21 protein-coding genes are annotated in these 19,997 nt (G+C 64.8%); 10 read left to right on the top strand and 11 right to left on the bottom strand.

What is annotated here, in order from left to right:
• Positions 1 to 76: 76 nt before the first annotated feature.
• The 4 genes from NNX34_RS13675 to nhaA all read left to right on the top strand — a co-directional run bounded on the left by NNX34_RS13675 (position 77) and on the right by nhaA (position 3,129).
• Positions 77 to 739: a hypothetical protein gene (locus NNX34_RS13675; protein WP_255767058.1), complete on the top strand. Its 663-nt coding sequence runs from the start codon at positions 77 to 79 to the stop codon at positions 737 to 739.
• A gap of 128 nt (positions 740 to 867) precedes the next feature.
• Entirely contained in the window at positions 868 to 1,371 is a 504-nt protein-coding gene (locus tag NNX34_RS13670; protein WP_255767057.1) for a DUF2505 domain-containing protein, read from the top strand.
• A gap of 3 nt (positions 1,372 to 1,374) precedes the next feature.
• Positions 1,375 to 1,596, top strand: a complete 222-nt coding sequence (locus NNX34_RS13665) for an SCO4848 family membrane protein (protein ID WP_255767056.1) — start codon at positions 1,375 to 1,377, stop codon at positions 1,594 to 1,596.
• 168 nt (positions 1,597 to 1,764) lie between these two features.
• Positions 1,765 to 3,129, top strand: a complete 1,365-nt coding sequence (gene nhaA, locus NNX34_RS13660; protein ID WP_255767055.1) for a Na+/H+ antiporter NhaA — start codon at positions 1,765 to 1,767, stop codon at positions 3,127 to 3,129.
• Here the strand turns inward: nhaA and NNX34_RS13655 are convergent.
• The 5 genes from NNX34_RS13655 to NNX34_RS13635 form a co-directional block, all read right to left on the bottom strand.
• A complete protein-coding gene (locus NNX34_RS13655; protein WP_255767054.1) occupies positions 3,126 to 3,722 on the bottom strand; it encodes a hypothetical protein in 597 nt (198 codons plus the stop codon). The genes nhaA and NNX34_RS13655 overlap by 4 nt on opposite strands.
• On the bottom strand, positions 3,719 to 4,678 hold the full coding sequence (locus NNX34_RS13650) for a hypothetical protein (protein ID WP_255767052.1): 960 nt from the start codon (positions 4,676 to 4,678) through the stop codon (positions 3,719 to 3,721). The genes NNX34_RS13655 and NNX34_RS13650 overlap by 4 nt, the downstream gene beginning before the upstream one ends.
• Positions 4,678 to 5,421 carry a signal peptidase I gene (locus tag NNX34_RS13645; RefSeq protein ID WP_255767051.1) on the bottom strand — a complete coding sequence of 248 codons (744 nt, stop codon included), beginning with the start codon at positions 5,419 to 5,421 and terminating at the stop codon, positions 4,678 to 4,680. The genes NNX34_RS13650 and NNX34_RS13645 overlap by 1 nt, the downstream gene beginning before the upstream one ends.
• An 18-nt stretch (positions 5,422 to 5,439) precedes the next feature.
• Positions 5,440 to 5,991 (bottom strand): hypothetical protein, encoded by a 552-nt coding sequence (locus tag NNX34_RS13640; RefSeq protein WP_255767050.1) that lies wholly within the window; start codon positions 5,989 to 5,991, stop codon positions 5,440 to 5,442.
• A gap of 84 nt (positions 5,992 to 6,075) precedes the next feature.
• A complete protein-coding gene (locus NNX34_RS13635; RefSeq protein WP_255767269.1) occupies positions 6,076 to 6,588 on the bottom strand; it encodes an alternate-type signal peptide domain-containing protein in 513 nt (170 codons plus the stop codon).
• Positions 6,589 to 6,809: 221 nt separating this feature from the next.
• Between NNX34_RS13635 and NNX34_RS13630 the strand changes: the two genes are divergently transcribed.
• The 4 genes from NNX34_RS13630 to NNX34_RS13615 all read left to right on the top strand — a co-directional run bounded on the left by NNX34_RS13630 (position 6,810) and on the right by NNX34_RS13615 (position 10,259).
• A complete protein-coding gene (locus NNX34_RS13630) occupies positions 6,810 to 7,388 on the top strand; it encodes a low molecular weight phosphatase family protein (RefSeq protein ID WP_255767049.1) in 579 nt (192 codons plus the stop codon).
• On the top strand, positions 7,385 to 7,819 hold the full coding sequence (locus tag NNX34_RS13625) for a VanZ family protein (RefSeq protein ID WP_255767048.1): 435 nt from the start codon (positions 7,385 to 7,387) through the stop codon (positions 7,817 to 7,819). The genes NNX34_RS13630 and NNX34_RS13625 overlap by 4 nt, the downstream gene beginning before the upstream one ends.
• Positions 7,820 to 8,086: 267 nt before the next feature.
• Positions 8,087 to 8,461: an Hpt domain-containing protein gene (locus NNX34_RS13620; protein ID WP_255767047.1), complete on the top strand. Its 375-nt coding sequence runs from the start codon at positions 8,087 to 8,089 to the stop codon at positions 8,459 to 8,461.
• A gap of 109 nt (positions 8,462 to 8,570) precedes the next feature.
• Complete coding sequence (locus NNX34_RS13615; RefSeq protein WP_255767046.1) at positions 8,571 to 10,259, top strand: cell wall metabolism sensor histidine kinase WalK; 1,689 nt, start codon at positions 8,571 to 8,573, stop codon at positions 10,257 to 10,259.
• A 79-nt stretch (positions 10,260 to 10,338) separates the two neighbouring features.
• On the opposite strand, the gene NNX34_RS13610 is transcribed toward NNX34_RS13615, so the two are convergent.
• Complete coding sequence (locus NNX34_RS13610) at positions 10,339 to 11,154, bottom strand: response regulator transcription factor (RefSeq protein WP_255767045.1); 816 nt, start codon at positions 11,152 to 11,154, stop codon at positions 10,339 to 10,341.
• Positions 11,155 to 11,335: 181 nt separating this feature from the next.
• On the opposite strand from NNX34_RS13610, the gene NNX34_RS13605 reads away from it, so the two are divergent.
• A complete protein-coding gene (locus NNX34_RS13605; protein WP_255767044.1) occupies positions 11,336 to 12,949 on the top strand; it encodes a cell wall metabolism sensor histidine kinase WalK in 1,614 nt (537 codons plus the stop codon).
• Positions 12,950 to 13,022: 73 nt separating this feature from the next.
• On the opposite strand, the gene NNX34_RS13600 is transcribed toward NNX34_RS13605, so the two are convergent.
• Genes NNX34_RS13600 through NNX34_RS13590 form a run of 3 tightly spaced genes read right to left on the bottom strand, consistent with a single transcriptional unit; the run spans position 13,023 to position 16,312 of the window.
• Positions 13,023 to 14,021, bottom strand: a complete 999-nt coding sequence (locus NNX34_RS13600) for a GDP-L-fucose synthase family protein (protein ID WP_370647277.1) — start codon at positions 14,019 to 14,021, stop codon at positions 13,023 to 13,025.
• Positions 14,014 to 15,042 carry a GDP-mannose 4,6-dehydratase gene (gene gmd / locus NNX34_RS13595; protein WP_255767043.1) on the bottom strand — a complete coding sequence of 343 codons (1,029 nt, stop codon included), beginning with the start codon at positions 15,040 to 15,042 and terminating at the stop codon, positions 14,014 to 14,016. Before gmd ends, NNX34_RS13600 begins: the two co-directional genes overlap by 8 nt.
• A 13-nt stretch (positions 15,043 to 15,055) precedes the next feature.
• Positions 15,056 to 16,312 (bottom strand): glycosyltransferase family 4 protein, encoded by a 1,257-nt coding sequence (locus NNX34_RS13590; RefSeq protein ID WP_255767042.1) that lies wholly within the window; start codon positions 16,310 to 16,312, stop codon positions 15,056 to 15,058.
• A 322-nt stretch (positions 16,313 to 16,634) separates the two neighbouring features.
• Between NNX34_RS13590 and NNX34_RS13585 the strand changes: the two genes are divergently transcribed.
• Complete coding sequence (locus NNX34_RS13585) at positions 16,635 to 17,948, top strand: UDP-glucose/GDP-mannose dehydrogenase family protein (RefSeq protein ID WP_255767041.1); 1,314 nt, start codon at positions 16,635 to 16,637, stop codon at positions 17,946 to 17,948.
• Between the two features lie 64 nt (positions 17,949 to 18,012).
• Here the strand turns inward: NNX34_RS13585 and sufU are convergent, their stop codons facing one another.
• Both sufU and NNX34_RS13575 read right to left on the bottom strand, forming a co-directional pair.
• Positions 18,013 to 18,462, bottom strand: a complete 450-nt coding sequence (gene sufU / locus NNX34_RS13580; RefSeq protein ID WP_255767040.1) for a Fe-S cluster assembly sulfur transfer protein SufU — start codon at positions 18,460 to 18,462, stop codon at positions 18,013 to 18,015.
• Complete coding sequence (locus NNX34_RS13575) at positions 18,463 to 19,779, bottom strand: cysteine desulfurase (protein WP_308219744.1); 1,317 nt, start codon at positions 19,777 to 19,779, stop codon at positions 18,463 to 18,465.
• Positions 19,780 to 19,997 lie beyond the last annotated feature (218 nt).

Raw genomic sequence — 19,997 nt, 5'->3', positions numbered from 1 at the left:
TGGAAAAGCACGGGTCACCCGAAGACGGCAGTTATCCATTCGCCGGCCTCGCCTTTCGACAACGTAAGGATTGCCCATGGCACGCAAAGCGACCCTCCTGGCCACGGGATGTGCGGTATTCGCACTGGCCTTCACCGGCTGCGCGGGCACTTCCGACGGCGACGGCGACAACGATCCCGAAGGTTCCCCTTCCTCTTCCTCATCCAGCCCTTCGCCCTGCGGCACCGATTCCCCGGACGCCAGCGGAGAAAACTGCCAGGCGGCCGGCGTTCCCGGCCGCACTGCCAACCCCGATCGCTGCGGAAAGTTCACTGCGTCCCCGACTCCGGGCGGGATCATCGAGGGAACCTTCGGCCCGTACTGCGACGACGCCGTAGCGACCACCTACAGCACCGCCTTGATCCCGGATGAGTCCGTTGCGATTGTCACCGTGGAGGAAAGCGCGGAGAACACCACCGTTCAGCTCCAGGCACAGAGCTTCGCCGCCGACACGACCTACAGTGCCCGGCTGCACGAGGATGACTGCGGAGCAGATCCATCGGACGCCGGCGCGGAGTACCAGGGCAGCCAGGGCGGCCTCGTCCTGGACTTCACTACCGACACCGCCGGCAATGCCACCGCGAGCACCACGGTTCCGTGGACGCTGCCAGACGACGACGCCGAGTCGCTCCTCATCCTCGATGCGGGGCAGGGCGGTGCGGCGGGAAGCCCCGTGGGCTGCATCAATCTGGTGCCCTGACCCGGTCCGGGACTCCCCGGCCCCGGTTTCGGGGCAGCTGTGCGTGCGGTTTAGGATGAGGGTTGGCCGGCCGGCGGGCTGTACAAGCCCGCGGAATCCGGCATTACCGCTCACCTTACGGAGGACCTATGGCCCTGAACGCATCAACTATCCTGCCCTACGACGTACGGACCGTGACGGACACGTTCGCTGACGAGGGTTTCCTGCGCAGCATGAGCGAGCACGTAGGCGGTTCCCTGGTTTCCGCTTCCGTGGACGGTGACACCGCCGGGGCATTTGTCCTCACTGCTGTGCGGACGATGCCCACGGACCGGTTGCCGGACATTGCGAAGAAGTTTGTTGGTGCCACCCTGACCGTGACCCAGAAAGAGCAGTGGGCCGCACCTGCTGCCGACGGATCCCGTGAAGCGGCAGTGGAGCTCTCCGTGGGCGGGGTCCCGCTGAAGGTCAACGCCGTGCAGCGACTGGTCAGCACCCCCGAGGGCACCCGCGTGGATGTTGACGGCAAGGTGGCCTCCAGCATTCCGTTCCTTGGCGACAAGATCGCCAAGGCCGCCGAACCGATGATCGGCAAGGCCCTTACGATCCAGGCAGGCCAGGCCGGCAAGTGGATTGAAAGCCGGAAGAGCTAACCCATGGTCCTCTCCACTCCCCTCGCGCTGGTCCTGGTGATCGCCGGTCTCTGGTCCCTCATCGTCTGGCCGCCCTATCTGCGGGACGTCCTGAAGTCCCCGCAGGCGCGGGACGCCAAAGGTTCGCCGACCCGGTACATGACCACGAACCTCATGAAGATCAGCACGGCCATGGTCTTCGGACTGGCAACCCTCGTGATCGGCGTCCGTGGCCTGATCGGCTGACTTTCCCTGATGACGCACGCCCCGGCAGCTTTCCTGCCGGGGCGTTTTGCTGCCCGGTTCGTCCCTCATCACACGCTGCCTGGCTGATGCAGTTAGACTGGTACACGGTGCGCCGGGAAGTCTGGTCGGCAATAACTTTGCCGTACCCGAATCTGATTGGAACCTTTCATGGCCTCTGAGCCCTCCTCCCCCAAGCCCACTGGCGCGCACACAGTCCTGGGCAGGCGCAGCTACGGAGAGACACTTCGCATCGGCGAGATCCTCCGTCAGGAAACAGTGGGCGGCGTCCTGCTGCTGATCGCCACCATCGCAGCCCTGATCTGGGCCAACTCTCCGGCCGCGGATACCTACTTTGCGGTGCGTGACTTCGAAATCGGCTACGAGCCGTGGCACCTCAAGCTGAGCATCGGCACCTGGGCGGCCGACGGGCTGCTGGCCATCTTCTTCTTCCTGGTCGGCCTCGAGCTGAAGAAAGAATTCATTGCCGGGGACCTGAGGGACCTCAGACAGGCGATCGTCCCGATAGCGGCAGCGGTGGGCGGCGTTATCGTGCCCGCACTGGTGTACGTTGCCGTCAACCTGATTTCCGGTTCGGACGGCCTGCGGGGCTGGGCCATCCCCACCGCCACCGATATTGCCTTCGCCCTGGCAGTCCTGGCGGTCATCAGTTCGCACCTGCCCAGCGCGCTGCGCATCTTCCTGCTGACCCTCGCCGTGGTGGATGACCTCATCGCCATCGCCATCATTGCCTTCTTCTACTCCGAAGACGTGCACCTTAGCTACCTGCTGTGGATGCTGCTGCCGCTGGCCGCGTTCACGCTGCTGGTCCAGCGCGTCCCGCGCTTCTTCGGCACCCGGCGCTGGCCCGCCTGGGTGATCCTGCTGCCCCTGGGTGTCGCCACCTGGGCGCTGATGCACGCTTCCGGCGTGCACGCCACCGTGGCCGGGGTGCTGCTGGGCTTTGCCGTTCCGGTGCTGCGCCGCGGACCGGACCGGCAGAAACTGCCCGCTGACCCTGAGGCCCCCGGCCTCTCGGAAATCTTCGAGCACCGCTTCCGGCCCGTCTCCACCGGCTTTGCCGTTCCGGTCTTTGCCTTCTTTTCCGCCGGCGTGGCTCTGGGCGGCTGGAGCGGCGTGGCCTCGGTGGTCACTGATCCCGTTGCCATCGGAATTATCCTGGGCCTCGTTGCAGGCAAGCCCGTCGGCATCCTGCTCACCACGTGGGCGGTGACCGCAGGCACACGGGCAAAGCTCGACCCGGATGTGCGCTGGATTGATCTGGCAGGCATCGGCATCCTGGGCGGGATCGGCTTCACCGTCTCCCTGCTGGTCAATGACCTGAGCTTCGAGGTCGGCTCGCTGCACAACGACGACGCCAAGGTCGGCATCCTCGTGGCCTCCGTGCTGGCAGCCCTGCTGGCTTCAGCCCTGCTGACCGCCCGGAACCGGCGCTACCGGCTCATCGAAGCTGAAGACCGGCGCGACGATGACCAGGACGGCATCCCGGACGTGTACGAGGACCGGGAGAACTAGCGCGAGCAGGGGTAGGCCAGCAGTCCCGGCGGCGAGTAATAGAACATCGGGAGCGTGGACGCCTGGGAAGCGGACAGGACATCGCCCTCGCTGATGGGCGTCACTGACGGGACATCCTTTTTGACCGTGGCTGTCCGCAGCGTGACTGTCAGGGACACCTTGTCATAGGGGGTCCTGCCCAGCGCGTCGCTCAGACCGCTGAGGTATACGGGCTTGACCATAGTAGTGCTGCGCGGAACCGCGTAGGTCTTGGTGCGCCCATTGACGGCGAAGGACAGCACATAGACCACGTCGGAGTCCACGTCCGTTACGGCGGTCCAGCTGATCTCGTTGGCCAAAACCCGAGTGGTGCAAACGGGAGCGGCGGGCGTTTGAACCTTTGCGGTCGGGAGCCCTGAGATGGTCACTGCAGTCGACTGGCTCCAGTACGCATACGCGGCGGGACCGCCCAGGCCCAGAACCACCGTGAGCACAAAGACCACCGCAGCGGTCCGGAAACCCGGCTGGGCACGAAGCCGCCTCAACGGGCCCGGACGGGTCTCCGTCACGGCGTCGGTGCCCGCCGCAGCCCCCTGCTGCGTTTTCCTGCTCATCGGCTCCTGCTTCGTAGTCGGATTCCGGCGGCGGCGAAGAACGCCACCGACAGCACTATCAGGAGCGTACCGGAGAGCGAACGGATGATGGGTTCGACGGTGCTTTCGAACGACGCGGGCGAAGCCGCTTCCAATCGTCCGGTTTCCGCCGGCGGGACCTGGGTGTTGAAGCGCGCGTCCGGGTCCTGTGCCTGCGCGGGGGCAGCCGGGAAAGCGGCCAGCACCGCTGTGCCGTCGGTTGGCGCAGTGCCCTGGACCGTGGCTGCCGCCGGCCGCTCCTGGCCAGCCTGCTGGCCCGCGGTCCCGGTGTTCCGGGTGTCATCCGAGGAGTTTCCGTTTCCGGGGACTTCGGCATTGGGTGTCCCCGGATCCGCCGGCGGCGTGTCGCCGGTGTGGCCGTTGTTCCCCAGCGCCTCGCAGGCGCTGGGTCCGGTGCCTGCACCGTCCGTGGACTGCAGGTAAAACACGACGTCGAACCGGGCACTGCGTTTCATGGCCGCGTTGGGAGCTTCCGCGGCAAGGCCTGCCGTGAGCTGCACGAGGACGGCGTCACCCGCGCCCAGTTCCCAGCCCCGGTAAAGGTCACTGCACGCTCCGGGAGCGCCGAGGTATGCCGGCACGCCGCCTGCGGCACCGGCCGATCCGCTCACGCTGACCAGGCCCGACAGCTCCGGGTCCATGGCGGCGCTGACGGCGCCGGCGGAGAGATAGGCTGCCTCGGTGCCGTCGTTCCGCACCCACACGCTGCCCCCCGTGGATGCTCCCGGGACCAGTTGAACCGCCTGGTTGAAGACGGGCCGGGTCAGTGTTGGGCTGAAGCCGACGCCGTCGGGGCTGAAGCTGAGGTAGCTTCCGGATGCGGAAGCGGCAGGGATACCGGCGAGGGTGATGGTCGCCGCGGCTCCGCACACGGCACCAACCGTCAGCCAGTGCCTCACCGGTTTGGGAATCCGCATTAGACGGCTACGGGCTTCCGGTGGCTGCGGACATGCGGGTGGGCGCTGTCGTGGTTGCAGTGCTCGCACTCTTCCAGGACGGGATCGTCATGATCCAGCGGGTCCTGGGTGCGGAAGGCGAAGAACGGGTCCGCGCCGTCGTCGGTGGAACCATTATCCGGATCGTCGTTGTCTGCCTGCGGGGTTTCCCCGTCACCGCGTTTCTTGGCCAGCGCGCCGCGGACCATGGAGATGATCCCGTAGCCCATGAGTGCGACAGCACCCCATTGGAGTGCCGCTCCGCGGTCCGAGTTACCCAGGGCATTGGCGGCAAAACCTACAAACGGTACGGCGTAGAAAAGCTTGCCGCGGACCTGGACTTCGCGCACAGGCTCTGCGTCGGCAACGTCATTGTTGTCGCCCTTGGTGATCAGGGTGCGTTCGCCGTCCTGCGCGGTGCCCACGGACGTGATCCGGTGGGTGATGACGGCAGAGCTGCCGGACTCGATCTGGTAGGTGATCACGTCACCTACGCGCAGTTCCTCGAACGGGGTGGGCTTGACGACCAGGAAGGTGCCGGGGGCGTAGTGCGGAGCCATGGAGCTGGTCAGGACGCTGAAGGTCTGCGAGCCGGTCACGAGGGGAATGACTACAAGGACCAGGGCAACGAGGGCCGTGGCGCACAGGGCGATGTAGCTCAGACCGGTTCCGATGAAACGCAGCGGGCTGGCGGGCTTCTCTGCTGTCCTGCGGCCACTCGACATGGTTTTCCTATCCATCAACTAAGCTGCCGGCGCAAGCTGCGCCACACTGAGGTTTACCGGGATGCTGATCGGCGTTCCGAGCTGGTTTGCCGGGGTGTTTTGCTTGACTTCTACCTTGAAGCAAATGGTCTGGGTGGTTCCGGTGGCCAGGACCGGAAGAACCGGGGTTCCGGCCTGGTAGGCCAGGTTGGCGGTGCAGATCGCCGATCCCCGGACAACCGCGGTGTGCACAGTCAGGTTGCCGTTGAGCAGGCTGCCGGGTACCGGGAGCGAAACGGCGGGCTGCAGGACCAGCGGGGACTGCGCGGTGACGTTGGTGTTGTTGGTCACCTTCACTGCGGTGAATTTTGGTACTCCGCGGTGCAATCCAGCAACGTCCAACGACAGGGTCGGTGTCTGGGCCATGTTGGCTTCATTCACCAGGATGTTGAAATCGGCGGCCTGGACGGTGCCGGCGTTCTGCTGTGCGGCGGCGTTCCACAGGGCATAGCTTCCCTGGACCGTCATCAGTCCGAGTACCACAGCGGCCAGAATCAGGCCGGCTGCCTTCAGTACTCGGGAGCTCTTCACGGATTTTTTCCTCCAGGGGAACGGTTGTGCGCGGGACAGGTGTTCCGCGCACAACCGGGGTGAGAACAAGGGGCTTAGGGAATGCTACTTGGCGACCTGGGTCAGGACGTAGTTCACGCGGGAGAGGTCCAGGCTGACGTTGGTGTCCGTGCGGGCGCCGGTGTCCTTGTTGAAGACGAAGACGGCCTTGGCGGTGACCACTCCCGCCCTGTCGACGTCGTTCGCGGCGGTCAGGTTCGCCGCGTTCAGGGGCTTGCCGCCCTGGGTCAGGGTGGGAACCGGCTTGGCGCTGCCCGTGAAGCCGTTGCTGACGTCCTCGTTGATAACCAGCGTCGCCTTCATCTGGTCACCGTCGAGCTGCAGGCTGACATCCTGGGTGAAGGTCAGTTCATCGCCCGGTACAACCATGTACTTGGTGATGTCGATTTCGGTACCGGCCTTGTTGGTCCACTTACCCGGCGCGGCGGTCACGTCAAGGTCACCGGAGACGATGGTGCCGGCGTTCGCAGTCTGGGAATCGTTCCAGACGGCGAGCGTTCCGCCGCCGCCGAGCAGCATTGCCGAGCCGATACCGATTGCCAGTGCACCCTTAGCCATCTTGTTCACGCTGTTCCCCTTGTTCGAAAGTCTTTTGGCTCGGAAGGCTTTCCTCGCCGCTGGGTATTACTTTGCCGCCCTCCCCTCAAGAAACAACGCCGCCCAAACACAGGGTTCATGCAACATTCCGGCAAAGCTCAAGCGCCACACAAGGTAACCTCAACACCAGCACAACCGGCCGCATCCGGCCCGGGAACCAGCCCTATCCGAAGCCTGAGGACATGAGACCCACCGCTGCTCCGTTCCGAATCCTGACTGTCTGCACCGGCAACATCTGCCGCTCCCCGATGGCCGAGCGCCTGCTCCAGGCCGGACTGGACAGCGTTGCCCCCGGTGAATTCGAAGTCACCAGCGCAGGCACCGGCGCCCTGGTCGGATCCGGCATCGAACCGCACGTGGCCGGTTTCGTGAACATTTTCGGCGGCGACTCCGCCGGCTTCGCCGCACGGCAGCTCTCTGCGGAGATTCTCGAGGGGCAGGACCTCGTGCTGGGCATGACCCGGGCCCACCGGAGCAGGATCGTGGACCTCGCCCCGGCGTTGCTGCGGCGCACCTTTACGCTGCGCGAACTGGCCCGCCTGCTCCCGCTGGTCGACGCGGACCCCGATGCCCCGGCCGCCGAACGGTGGCAGACGGCAATGGCCCGGGCGCTGCGGCTCCGCAGCGCCCATCCGGCGGGACCGGAGGAAGACGACGTAGTGGACCCCTACCGCCGCAGCGACGACGTCTACCAGCAGATGGTCCGCGAGCTGACTCCGGCGGTGGGTGAGCTGCTCGCCTGGGAGCGCCGCTACCGGTGAACCTGGTCATCCGGGATAGACGACGACGGCGGCTGCTGGCCGGGCTCTTCCTCCTCTACATAGGGGTCGTGGCGCTCATCGCGTTCTGGCCCTCCCCGGTCGACGCCGGATCGGCCGGCACCCTCCGCGCCGTCCTTACTGCCCTGCACAGCCGAGGCGTGCCCGAATGGGTCGACTACACCCTCGTGGAGTCCGCCGCGAACGTGGTCTTGTTCATTCCCTTCGGTGTCTTGGCCGCCGCTTACCTCACCGACCGTTTCGCCTGGCTGGCCGCCGTCGTCGGCATGGCCGCCTCCTGCGCCATTGAAGCCGGGCAGCACGTGTTCCTGCCGGCCCGCTACGCCACTGTCCACGACGTCATCGCCAACTCGCTGGGTGCGGCGCTCGGCACGCTGGCGGTCTATGCCTTCCGCAGCCGGAAGGGTGATTAGCCGGCGGCCTGCAATATTGCCTCGATCTTGAGCGTTGCAGGCAACTTTTCCTGAGGTTGGGGTGAGACCGTAGGACATCAGCCGGGAGTATTCGGCTGGCTTCCATCAGGCACCGAACCGCCCGACGGCGACCCCACACCGAAGGATATTTTGTTTGTCTCTCACGCCCCCGCAGCCCCCACCGGTCCGGCCACCGCGCCGGTCCGCCGCTGCACGAGTATTACCGCGGAATCGGAATGCCGCCCTGCCACTCAGGAGCGCCGGCTGATGACGCCCCAGGAAGAACTCGAGGCGCGGCTGATCTCCTTGGACCGGCTGCGGGAACTTAGCGACCAGGTTGGCGTGGAATCCTGCCGCCGGTTCGTCGCCAACTTCACATCGATGTGGGAGGGCCGGTTCACGCGCCTCCACCAGGCGGTGCAGGGCCGGGACTTCGACGCCGCCATGGATGTGGTCCTCAGCATCAAGATTTCCAGCCATATGGCCGGAGCTGAACGGCTCTCGGCCCTTGGCGCTGCTGCGCAGGACCTCGTAGCACGCCGCGATTTGCGGGGCCTCGAGGAGATGGTGACCGCTGTCCGCACCTGCGGCGCCGAAACCATGGCCTATCTGAACGAGTCAGACCTGTTTTCCGCCGCCTAAGTCCCGCTCCCACCATCCCGACCGCCGTGCCATGGGAGTGAGCGCGGTCACGCCTGCCACATACCACCGGTATCGTTAGACCCTGTTGTGTTTTACGAGGGGGTCACGCGTGTCGCGGTTGTCGCAGTCGACGCTGAAGTTTTTCGGCATTTCGTCCCAATTCCACGAGCTTCCGCTGCGGTACCGGACCGCAGTGAGCCAGGCCCCGCTGGTCGTCGTGGTGGCGCTGATCTGCGCGGTTGCCGCCTGGCAGTTGCCGGAGGTCTTCCACCGCCGGGAATTCGTGGCCGGCCTGGTCACGCTGGCCGTTGCCACCGCCGTATGCATCGCCCTTCCCTGGAACCGGCTCTGGTATCCGTCCTACTGGATCATCCCGCTGCTTGACTTCGTGGCCATCGCCCAACTCCAGCACGGCAGCACCGGCATCCTTAACGGGCTGAGCCTCCTCCACGTGTTTCCCGTGTTCTGGATGTCCTGGTCCCGCGTCTCCCCGCCGGCCGCCCGGTACCTGAGCTTTTTCTGCCCCCTGCTGTCCGTATGGCACCCCTTCATCCTGGGCACGTCCGGTCCGGTCAGCGGTGCGGACCTCTCCGCCCCCCTGCTCGTTCCCCTGGTCAGCCTTGGCGTCGCGATCACCGTGTCCGTGCTGCGCGAAGACATCCGTTCCCAGCGCGAAACGCTGGAGAACAAGGACCGGCTGCTCGAGGCCGCGCTGGCGGAGAGCAAACGGCAATCCCAACAGCTCGACGGGGTGCTGAACGCCATCAACGTCGGTGTCCTCCTGGTGGACGAGGACGGCGTGCCGCGGCATATGAACCGCCGCCAGCGGATGCTGCAGGAACGTGCACTGCCCCCGGGCACGGTCCACCCGCATGAACGCGACCTGTTCCTCTACACAGTTGACCGCACTACTCCCGTACCCTTCGACCAGCGTCCCGTTGCCCGCGCCCTGCGCGGCTCGGACTTCAGCGACCTGCAGCTGTGGCTGGGTCCGCCCGGCAGCCAGATGGCAATGAACGTCTCGGGGGCCGTGCTGCGCAATGACGACGGCGGTTTCAACGGTGCGGTGATCGTTTTCTCCGATGTCACGGCCATGGTTGGTGCGCTGGCCGCCAAGGACGACTTCGTGGCCAGTGTCTCGCACGAGCTGCGAACTCCGCTGACGTCGATCATGGGCTACCTGGACCTGGCCCTGGACGAGGCAGAAGAGACCGGGCTGCAGGGCACCATTCCCGGATCAATGCGGGTGGCCCTGCGCAACAGCGAGCGGCTGCTCCGGCTGGTGTCGGATCTGCTCACAGCGGCCTCCGGCACCGTTCAGCTGGAATCCCGGCCCATGTGCCTGGCGGAGATCATCCGCAACAGCCTCCGCACGGCGGAAACCCGTGCACGGGAGGCCGGCGTCGATCTGGTCAACGATGCCCCGGCGGAGCTCCCGATGTTCGCGGACCCGCACCGTATCGCGCAGGTACTGGACAACCTGCTTTCCAACGCAGTCAAATACTCCCCCGACGGCGGCACGGTCACGGTCAGTGCGTGGCGCGAAGGGGACCGTGCGGTGTTCCGTGTGTCGGATACGGGCATGGGTATGACCGCGGACGATGTGGATGATGTCTTCGAGAAGTTCTTCCGGACCGGCACGGTTCGGCAGGCGGGCATCCCCGGAGTCGGGCTCGGCATGGCCATCAGCAAGGACATCGCCGAGGCCCACGGCGGCAGCATCCGGGTCGAGAGCACGCTGGGCCGCGGCACCAGCTTTACCGTCGAGCTCCCTGCCGGCGTGCCGGCGCTCGCTTAGCAACGCCGCCGGTACTCACGCCGGCCCAGGGCCCGTGGGCTCGGAGGGCCCGTGGGCTCGAGGGCCGGGACCCTGCCGGTCAGGCCTGCGGAGCCAGGCGGTAGCCGACGCCGCGTACGGTTTCGAGCCAGCGCGGTGCCTTCGAATCGTCCCCGAGTTTGCGGCGCAAATTGCCCACGTGCACTTCCACGGTCCGCTCATCGGCGTCACTGATGAAGGATCCGGTGTCATACTCCTCGCCCCGCAGCCGCCGGACCAGGTCGGTTTTAGTCCGTACCAGGCGGCCGCCCTCAAGGAGCGCCTGCAACAGGTCGAACTCGGTGCGGGTCAGCTCTACGCCCTTGCCGTTGATTTCGGTGGTGCGCGTCCCCGGGTTCAGGGTCAAACCGTTGTGGGCAAGCGTGCCCGGGGCCGCTGCGGGAGCCGGAGGCTGCACCGCTGCTGCGGAGGGGGTTCCCTGGCTTCCGCCGAGGGAGGAAGGAGCATCAGCGGACACGGGCGTCTCGCCTTCGCCTGCAGACTCTCCACGGGGACGGCGGAGCATGGCTGAAATCCGGGCCCGCAGTTCCCGGGGCCGGAAGGGCTTGGTGATGTAGTCGTCGGCGCCGGCTTCCAGCCCCATAAGGGTGTCGAGCTCCTCAGCCCGGGCGGTGAGCATCACGATGTAGGCATCGCTGAACTGCCGCAGCTGCCGGATTACCTCAAACCCGTCAATGTCCGGAAGACCCAGGTCCAACGTGACGACAGTGGGATTATGCAGCCGCACTGCCTCAACACCTTCGGAGCCGTTCGGAGCAGTAAAGACGTTGAAACCTGATTGCTGCAGAACTGCGTTAAGAAGATCGCGGATATCTGCATCATCCTCGATGATGACGGCTACACGTTGAATTTCCATGTTTTTGTTTTTTCCTGTCCTGCGAGACCTTCTGAATCCCCGCTCCCCTTGCTCGGTATCCTACAGGAGCACCCCTATACTCTGAGCTACCACTACAGGAATCCGGGGGTTCCCTTTTTTCATGTCCAGTCTCAAAGACCGAGTGGCCACGCTTCCTGGTATCAAATCGCAGTTTAATGAATTGAGTCTTCGGCGCCGGCTGCTGGTAAGCCAGCAGCCGTTGCTGATATCGGTTGGCATAGCGATCGTGATTACCGCCGTGGTGGCCCCGGATGTATTACGCAGCCACAGTTTTCAATTCGCACTGGTGCTCCTTGCCGCTCTGACTTTGGCATGCGTGGTTGTCCCGTGGGAACGGTATCCCCCGTTGGCCTATTGGTGCATCCCCGTCCTGGACTTCGCTGTTGTGGGCGGCCTCTATTACGAGGGTCGCAACTCAGTGATCGGACTTAGTTTCCTGGCAGTCTTCCCCGTTTTCTGGATGGCCTGGTCCGGTGCTGCTCCGCGCAGGGCATGGCTACTCAGCTATGTCTGCACCACGATGCTGCTGTGGGCACCACTGTTCACGCAGGCGGGCGGTTTCCCCGCCCGGGAGGATCTGGTGGCCCCCCTCCTCATCCCGTTCGTCATGTTTGCCATGGGCGTGGTGATCTCGACGATGGAATCGGATACCACGTCCCAGCAGAAGCGGCTTGTGGCGATTGAAACCGAGCTGCAGGCCAGCCTGCGGGAGACCCGCCGACGCTCGCAGTTGCTGGACGCCGTGCTGGAAACGGTCGATGTGGGCGTGATGGCGGTGGATGCTGCGGGCCGGACCATCCTGATGAACAGCCGCCAGCGGATCAACCATGCGTTGGCCGGTCTCCACGACGGAGCAGACACGGGCAGCGATGCCCGGATTTACGGCCTGGACCAGCTCACGCCGGTGCCCCTGGCGCAAAGGCCTTCGCAGCGGGCCATGCGCGAAGAATCTTTTTCGGACGTCATTGTCTGGGTTGGAACCGGGGAGCGGCAGCGTGCCCTCGCCGTCTGTGCCCGTGCCATGCACGAACAGGGAGAATTCGCCGGCTCCGTGCTGGCCTACAGCGATGTCACGGAAATGGTCAATGCACTCAATGCCCGGGAGGATTTTGTTTCCAGTGTCTCCCACGAGCTGCGGACCCCGCTGACCTCGATCATCGGCTACCTCGACCTCGTCGTTGATGACGAAGAGACCGCCGGCCTTCCGGGGCACCTCGTGAACGCCCTGCAGGTGGCCCAGCGCAACGCCGAGCGGCTGCTGCTGCTGGTGGCCGACCTGCTGACCACCGCCTCCGGAACCATGCACCTGCAACGCTCCGAAACCGATGTCGCCGAATTGGTGAGTGTGGCCTTGGACTCCGCCCGGCCCAGAGCCACCGCCATCGGCGTGGACCTCGGCTGTGACTGCGAAGCGGAACTGCGTGCGTCGGTGGACCCGGCCCGGATCTCCCAGGTGCTGGACAACCTGCTCTCCAACGCCATCAAATACTCCCCCGACGGCGGCAAGGTCACCGTTCGCTCCCGGAGGGAGGAAGGGAACCTGGTGCTGGAGGTGGAGGACACCGGTATCGGCATGAGCGAGGCCGACCAGCGGGACGTGTTCACCAAGTTCTTCCGCACCGGCCAGGTGAAGAAGGCGGCCATCCCGGGCGTGGGCCTGGGACTCGTCATCACCAAGTCGATCGTGGAAGCCCACGGCGGGCGGATCTCGTTCAGCTCGGAGCTCGGTGCGGGGAGCACGTTCCGGGTGGAGCTGCCCGGATCCGGAAACTAACCTTCGCCGGACATAAGTCACCCGTCCTGGCCGTCCCGGGGACCGCGCCGGTTTTGGCAGGTTCGTGCCGAGCCTAGCCGCGCAGTGAGGTGAGATGGCTCCGATACCAGGACACTGTGTCCCGAATGCCGTCCTCGAAGGGGATCTGTGCGGTCCAGCCGGTGGCAGCCAGCTTGGAGACGTCGAGTAGCTTTTGCGGGGTGCCGTCGGGTTTCGAGGCATCCCACTCCACGGACCCGTTGTAGCCCACGGCGTCGGCGACAAGTTCGGCGAGTTCCTTGATCGTGAGGTCTGATCCCGTTCCCACGTTCACCTGCTGCGGTCCGTCATAATGCTCCAAGAGGTGGAGGCAGGCAGCTGCCATGTCGTCGACATGCAGGAATTCACGCCGGGGCGAACCTGTACCCCAGTTGGTCACGGTGCTCAATCCCTGTTGCGCTGCCTCGTCATAGCGGCGGATGAGAGCCGGAAGGACATGGGATCCTTCCGGCGAAAAGTTATCCCCCGGGCCGTAAAGGCTGGTGGGCATCGCTGAAATCCAGGGCAGCCCGTCCTGGCGGCGGACGGCCTGGATGTGCATGATTCCGGCGATCTTCGCGATCGCATATGCGTCGTTGGTGGGTTCGAGATGCCCCGTCAGAAGCGAATCCTCCGAAATGGGCTGCTCGGCAAACTTGGGGTATATGCAGGAAGATCCCAGGAAAAGAAGACGTTCCACGCCCTGTTCGCGTGCGGCATCCAGCACATTGATCTGGATCTGCAGGTTCTCGGTCAGGAAGTCCACCGGGTACGTATTGTTGGCGAGGATGCCTCCCACCTTCGCTGCCGCCAGGACCACATAGCGGGGCGTGGTCTCCGCAAAGTATTCGAAGACGGCCGGGCGATCCTTCAGATCCAGTTCACTGGAGGTCCGGCCCAGGAGATTCGAGAAACCTGCGGATTCGAGGTTGCGCCAAATGGCCGACCCTACGAGTCCACGGTGTCCAGCGACGTAGAAGGGAGCGTTGCGGTCGAGTTTGCCGGGCTCGAAGCCCGTGTTGTCTGCCATTGAGTGCTGCGCCACGTCAGTCATTCCAAGACTCGAGGTTCACGGTATCGACCCAATTACGGCCCGAGTGCTTGAGCATTTCGGTGTCAGCATCCACCATGATGCGGGCGAGATCGGGAGTATGTACCGTGGCTTTCCACCCAAGCTTCTCCTGTGCCTTGGAGGCATCACCAACGAGTGCGTCAACCTCCGTGGGCCGAAGATACCGTTCATCGAACTTCACGTGTTCTTCCCATTCGAGCCCTGCGTGTTCGAAGGCGATGGTGAGGAAGTCCCTCACGGTGTAGTTTCCACCGGTGGCCAGCACAAAATCCTCGGGCTCGTCCGCCTGCAGCATGCGCCACATGCCCTCCACGTATTCCGCGGCGTAGCCCCAGTCACGGATGGCGTCCAGGTTACCCATGTACAGATACCGCTGCTGCCCGGCCTTGATGGCGGCTACGGCGCGGGAAATCTTACGGGTGACGAATGTTTCGCCGCGGCGGGGGGATTCGTGGTTGAAAAGAACTCCGTTCACCGCGTACATGCCATAGGCCTCGCGGTAGTTCTTCGTGATCCAGTAGCTGTATACCTTCGCGGCGCCGTACGGCGACCGTGGATAAAACGGAGTGTCCTCGTTCTGCGGCGGCGGAGTAGCGCCGAACATTTCCGACGAGGATGCCTGGTAATACCTGGTGTCTATTCCAGTGAGGCGCACTGCCTCGAGGAGCCGAACCGAACCCATGCCCGTGGTGTCCGCCGTATGTTCGGGTTCGTCAAAGGACACACGGACATGGGACTGGGCGGCGAGGTTGTAGACCTCATCCGGCCGCAGGCCGGCGAGCAGCGTCGCCAGGCGCGACCCGTCGCTGAGGTCTCCGTAGTGCAGGAACAGTTTTGCCTCCGGGTCGTGCGGATCCACGTAAAGGTGGTCCACCCGGGAGGTATTGAATGTCGAGGCGCGGCGGATAAGCCCGTGCACCTCATATCCCTTCCTCAGCAGAAGCTCCGCAAGGTAGGAGCCGTCCTGCCCGGTGATTCCTGTAATGAGTGCGCGCTTAACCAAAACAATCCCCCGATTACTTAATGCGTTCCTTTTGATGGTGGGCAGTGAGATGCATGAGATACGAACCATACTTAGCGACGGCGTGCTCCTCAGACAATGTCGTCTCCATAAAACGGCGGCCGTTTTCAGCAAAACGGAGCCCTTGTTCCTTGTCCGCCGCCATTGCCTCTGCGCCGCGGACAAGATCAACCGGGCTCCCTGCAGCCACTCGCATACCCGCCTGCGCGGTAGCGATTTCCTCGGCCGTGACGCTGTCCTTGTCGGTAGCGGCCAGTATGGGAACACCGGAGCTGAAATATGACGTCAATTTGCTGGGCACGGACATCTCCCGGACGCCCGGCAGTTCATTGACCAGGAGGACGTCCGCCGCGGCGAGGGCTTCCTGGAATCGATTACCGGGAAGTGAATCCACAAATTCGATCTGACCAACGCCCTGCGCGAGTTGTTCAAGCCGGCTCCGCTGGTTGCCGTCGCCGACCAATACGAAACGGACGGCACTACCCTCGCGAGAGGCAACGCGGGCTGCCTCCACCACGTTCTCCAGCCCCTGTTTGGCGCCCATATTCCCTGCATGAAGGACAACCACGTCGTCCGGCGACCATCCGAACGAGGCACGGGAAGCAGCGCGGTCCTCAAGGTTAAACGGCTTGAGGTGTGTCCAGTTACGGACGACTTCCACTCGGTCGGGGTCCACTCCGAGTTGCCCGGTCACGTAATGGCGAAAGCGCTCATGAACGACCACAACACGGTCGGCTGATCGCAGTATTTTCGATTCAACCCATTCCATGACCTTGCTGACTGCGGAACCGGAGGTTCCGGTCTCCGTAATGCCCAGGCTGTAGAGATCGTGCACCCAGATGAGGACGGGGGGCTTGGCCGGGGCCATGCGTGCTCGGAGCAGAGCGATCCCCGTGGCGAAAAGGGCTGGGCTAACGAGGATGACCGCGCTCTGCGGGCCCCAGCGTGCAAAGGCCAGTCGAAGGCCAAAAGAAAGCTCCATACCGAGCCTTGCGAAGCTCCGAGGCCTGGCAGGGACGAGATGGTTTAACCGTCGAACGGATACGCCCCCGATTGCTTCAGAGATACTCCATCCCTTGTATCCCGGGCGCCGCCGCCACTCCGGGTAATGCGGATAGCCCGTAAGTACGCTTACTCGGTAACCCTTATCGGAAAGTCCGGTAGCCAACCCAGAGATATATGGCGCGTTGCCGGATGGCTCAGGGCTGTAATTCAAGCCCGCAATGAGTATTTTTGGGTTAGTTGGAATCACATGGGGAGACTAGCAGTCGGATGAGACCTAAACGATGGATTGAATTTCATTTAGTACTCGAAGCCGCAATGCGTGGTTGGGTGCCCTTTTATGAAAAACAAGTGTTTATGTGAGTACCGGAAATGCATGCAGTAGGTGATTTCTTCCGTAACCATCGCTCGCCGCACCCCCCAACCAACCGTTCAGCTGCCGCTCTCGGCGGCCCACCCGGAGAAAGCAAGGGCTACCGGCCCCGTGCAGCCAACAGTCCCGGGTTCCGTGCGCACACGGCTCAAGGGATAGGCTGGTAGCCGTCTTCCGCTATCGAACCTTTGGGGTAACAGTGCGTCTCTCGGTTATTGGCTGCGGCTATCTGGGCGCCGTCCACGCGGTTTCCATGGCCCGGCTTGGACATAACGTTGTGGGGATCGACGTCGACACCGCAAGGATCGCGGACCTCGCCGCGGGCCGGGCGCCGTTCTTCGAGCCCCGCCTGCCTGAGCTCCTTGCGGAAGGGCTGGAGAGTGGCCGCCTGAGGTTCAGCAGCGACCTGGCGGACGCCGCCGGCGCTGACGTCCATTTCGTCTGCGTGGGCACGCCCCAGCGCAAAGGCGAGTACGCCGCGGACATGCGGTACGTGGACGCGGCAGTCGCCGGCCTGGCGCCGTACCTGGCCCCCGGCAACATAGTGGCCGGCAAGTCCACCGTCCCGGTGGGCACCGCCGCACGGCTGGCCGATCAGCTGGCTGAAGCCGCGCCGGAAGCGATCCTGGCCTGGAATCCGGAATTCCTGCGCGAGGGTCACGCCGTCCAGGACACGTTAACCCCTGACCGCTTTGTCTACGGTGTTCCCGACGACGCGGCGGGAGCCGCCGCCGTCGCGGCGCTGGACGAGGTTTATTCCACCCCATTGTCCGCCGGCACCCCGCGCATGGTGGTGGACTATGCCACGGCCGAACTGGTCAAGACCGCCGCCAATTCCTTCCTGGCCACCAAGATCAGCTTCATCAACGCCATGGCGGAGGTCTGCGAGGCGTCGGGTGCGGATGTCACGGCCCTGGCCGACGCCATCGGCATGGACGAACGCATCGGACGGAGCTTCCTGAATGCCGGCGTCGGGTTCGGCGGCGGCTGCCTGCCCAAGGATATCCGTGCGTTCATGGCACGGGCCGGGGAACTGGGTGCCGACCAGGCACTGACCTTCCTGCGCGAGGTGGACGCCATCAATATGCGCCGCCGCTCCAAGGTTGTCGAAATGACACGCGAAATCTGCGGCGGCTCCCTGCTGGGCAAGCGGGTGACCATCCTGGGCGCCGCATTCAAGCCGGAGAGCGACGACGTCCGCGACTCCCCTGCCCTGAGCGCTGCGGCCCAGATGCAGCTCCAGGGTGCCACCGTGACCGTGGCCGACCCCCAGGCCCTGCAGAACGCGAAGGGCCGCTTCCCCGAACTGAACTACGAGCCCGTCACCGGGAATGCGCTGCTGGGGGCCCATGCCGTGGTGCTGCTGACCGAGTGGAAGGAATACCGGTCCCTCGACCCGGAAGCCACCGGGACCCTCGTTGCGGATCGGAACATCATTGACGGCCGCAACGTCCTCGACCCGGCCGCCTGGCGGGGCGCCGGTTGGAACTACCGCGGCATGGGCCGGCCCTAACCGCCCGGGAGCCCGTTAGCCGTCCGGTCCGGCAGCCGCACGAGGTCGCACGAGGCCGGACGCCTCAGTTTGCCGCCAGCAGCGCTTCTTCCAAGGCAACCCAGGCGAGCATGGCGCACTTGACCCGCGCCGGGTAGCGGGCCACGCCTGCAAAGGCCGCGGCGTCGCCGAGCACTTCCTCATCCGGTTCAATGCTGCCCCGCGAACGCATCAGCGTACGGAACTCGTCCACCAGCGAGAGGACTTCGTCCCGCTCCAGGCCGGCCGCGAGTTCCGTCAGCACAGAAGCGGACGCCATGGAGATGGAGCAACCCTGTCCTTCCCAGCTGATGCCGTGCACGGTGGAACCGTCGACGGCGGCCCGCAGGGTGATCTCATCGCCGCAGGTGGGGTTCAACTGGTGGGACTCCCCCGAAGCCAGCCCGTCCGGGGCCGCTGCCAAGCCGTCGCCGCGCCGCCGCTTGGCGTGTTCCAGGATGATCTGCTGGTAGAGCTGCTGCAGGTCCGAACTCATTTACTTCACTCCAAAGAACGGACGGACGCCGGCCACTGCGGCTAGGAACGCGTCAACGTCGTCCGTGGTGTTGTAGAGGTACGTACTGGCACGGGTGGTGGAAACCAGCCCCAGCCGGCGGTGCAGCGGCTGGGCGCAGTGGTGGCCCACCCGCACGGCAATCCCCTGGTCATCCAGGAACTGGCCTACGTCGTGGGAGTGGACGCCGTCGACGTCGAACGCCGCCAGGCCGATCCGTTCCACACCGGCTTTCGGCCCCAGCACGCGGATCCCGTCGATGGCCGCCAGCCCCTGCACCAGGCGCTGGCCGAGCGTGGTTTCCCAGGCGTGGATGCGGTCCATCCCGGTCTCGGTGAGGTAGTTCGCTGCCGTACCCAGGGCCATAGCCTGCGAGATCCGCTGCGTTCCGGCCTCGAAACGCTGGGGTGCGGGCAGGTACGCGGCCTTTTCCATCGTCACCGTGGTGATCATGGACCCGCCGGTGAGGAACACCGGCATGGCATCCAGCAGCTCGGCCTTGCCGTAGAGGGCGCCGATGCCCGTGGGCCCGAGCATCTTGTGCCCGGAGAAGACCAGGAAGTCGACGTCGAGCGCCTTCACGTCCACCGGCAGGTGCGGCACGGACTGGCATGCATCCAGCACCACCAGGGCGCCATGGCGGTGTGCCATGGCCACCAGGGTCTCCACCGGGTTGATGGTGCCGAGCACGTTGGAGGCATGGCTGAACGCCAGGATCCTGGTGCGCGGCCCGATGATGAGCTCGGCCTCCTCGAGCCGCAGCGCGCCGTCGTCGTCCACCGGAATGTAGCGCAGAGTTGCGCCGGTGCGGGCCGCAAGCTCCTGCCACGGGATCAGGTTGGCGTGGTGCTCCATTTCGGTGACGACTATTTCGTCCCCGGGTTTCAACGCGAACCGGGCTGCAGCTTCTCCCCCTCGGCCCAGGGAAGCGTTGGAGAAGGAGTAGGCCAGCAGGTTCAGGCCTTCGGTGGCGTTGGAGGTCCACACCAGCTCATTGGGACGGGCGTTAATGAAGGCCGCCACCGTTTCGCGGGCCTGCTCGTAGACGTCGGTGGCGGCGACGGCAAGGGTGTGGGCGCCGCGGTGGACCGCGGAATTGCGCTGCTCGTAGAACTCCTGCTCGGCTTCGATGACACTCAGCGGGTTCTGGGAGGTGGCACCCGAGTCAAGGTAGACCAGCCGGTGCCCGTTGACCTCCTGGTCGAGGATCGGGAAGTCGTTGCGGATGCGCAGCACTTCGGCGTTGTCCATGGGCCCGGTTGCCGGGCGCAACGTTGCGGGGGTAGTCACCACAGGCACGTTCGTTACTCCTCTGCTGGCGGCGTCCTGCATTACGCAAGACAAATCTTCCCTAATCGTCCCACGCAGCAGGGGGCAATGCATCTGAGTCTGGCCTAAGTTCCGTTCGTCCCTGGGCGAAATACTACAAACCCAGCGGCAGCCCTTGGGCACCGGGCCGTACGACGGCGATGCGCCGGACGGTGCCGCCGCAGGAGTAGGTAAGGCCAGCACAAAAC

This window comes from Arthrobacter sp. zg-Y1116 (assembly GCF_024385485.1).
In the GTDB taxonomy this organism is placed as follows: Bacteria; Actinomycetota; Actinomycetes; order Actinomycetales; family Micrococcaceae; genus Arthrobacter_B.
Note: the sequence above shows the minus strand (reverse complement) of the source record. Positions and strands in the feature narration are given on the sequence as shown.

Excerpts from the sequence above, each read along its gene's own strand:
- NNX34_RS13645 (WP_255767051.1), bottom strand. The coding sequence starts at position 5,421 with ATGTCGAGTGGCCGCAGGACAGCAGAGAAGCCCGCCAGCCCGCTGCGT.
- NNX34_RS13675 (WP_255767058.1), top strand. The coding sequence starts at position 77 with ATGGCACGCAAAGCGACCCTCCTGGCCACGGGATGTGCGGTATTCGCA.
- NNX34_RS13670 (WP_255767057.1), top strand. The coding sequence starts at position 868 with ATGGCCCTGAACGCATCAACTATCCTGCCCTACGACGTACGGACCGTG.
- NNX34_RS13630 (WP_255767049.1), top strand. The coding sequence starts at position 6,810 with ATGAGACCCACCGCTGCTCCGTTCCGAATCCTGACTGTCTGCACCGGC.
- NNX34_RS13620 (WP_255767047.1), top strand. The coding sequence starts at position 8,087 with ATGACGCCCCAGGAAGAACTCGAGGCGCGGCTGATCTCCTTGGACCGG.
- nhaA (WP_255767055.1), top strand. The coding sequence starts at position 1,765 with ATGGCCTCTGAGCCCTCCTCCCCCAAGCCCACTGGCGCGCACACAGTC.
- NNX34_RS13665 (WP_255767056.1), top strand. The coding sequence starts at position 1,375 with ATGGTCCTCTCCACTCCCCTCGCGCTGGTCCTGGTGATCGCCGGTCTC.
- NNX34_RS13610 (WP_255767045.1), bottom strand. The coding sequence starts at position 11,154 with ATGGAAATTCAACGTGTAGCCGTCATCATCGAGGATGATGCAGATATC.
- sufU (WP_255767040.1), bottom strand. The coding sequence starts at position 18,462 with ATGAGTTCGGACCTGCAGCAGCTCTACCAGCAGATCATCCTGGAACAC.
- NNX34_RS13650 (WP_255767052.1), bottom strand. The coding sequence starts at position 4,678 with ATGCGGATTCCCAAACCGGTGAGGCACTGGCTGACGGTTGGTGCCGTG.
- NNX34_RS13655 (WP_255767054.1), bottom strand. The coding sequence starts at position 3,722 with ATGAGCAGGAAAACGCAGCAGGGGGCTGCGGCGGGCACCGACGCCGTG.
- NNX34_RS13600 (WP_370647277.1), bottom strand. The coding sequence starts at position 14,021 with ATGACTGACGTGGCGCAGCACTCAATGGCAGACAACACGGGCTTCGAG.
- NNX34_RS13635 (WP_255767269.1), bottom strand. The coding sequence starts at position 6,588 with ATGGCTAAGGGTGCACTGGCAATCGGTATCGGCTCGGCAATGCTGCTC.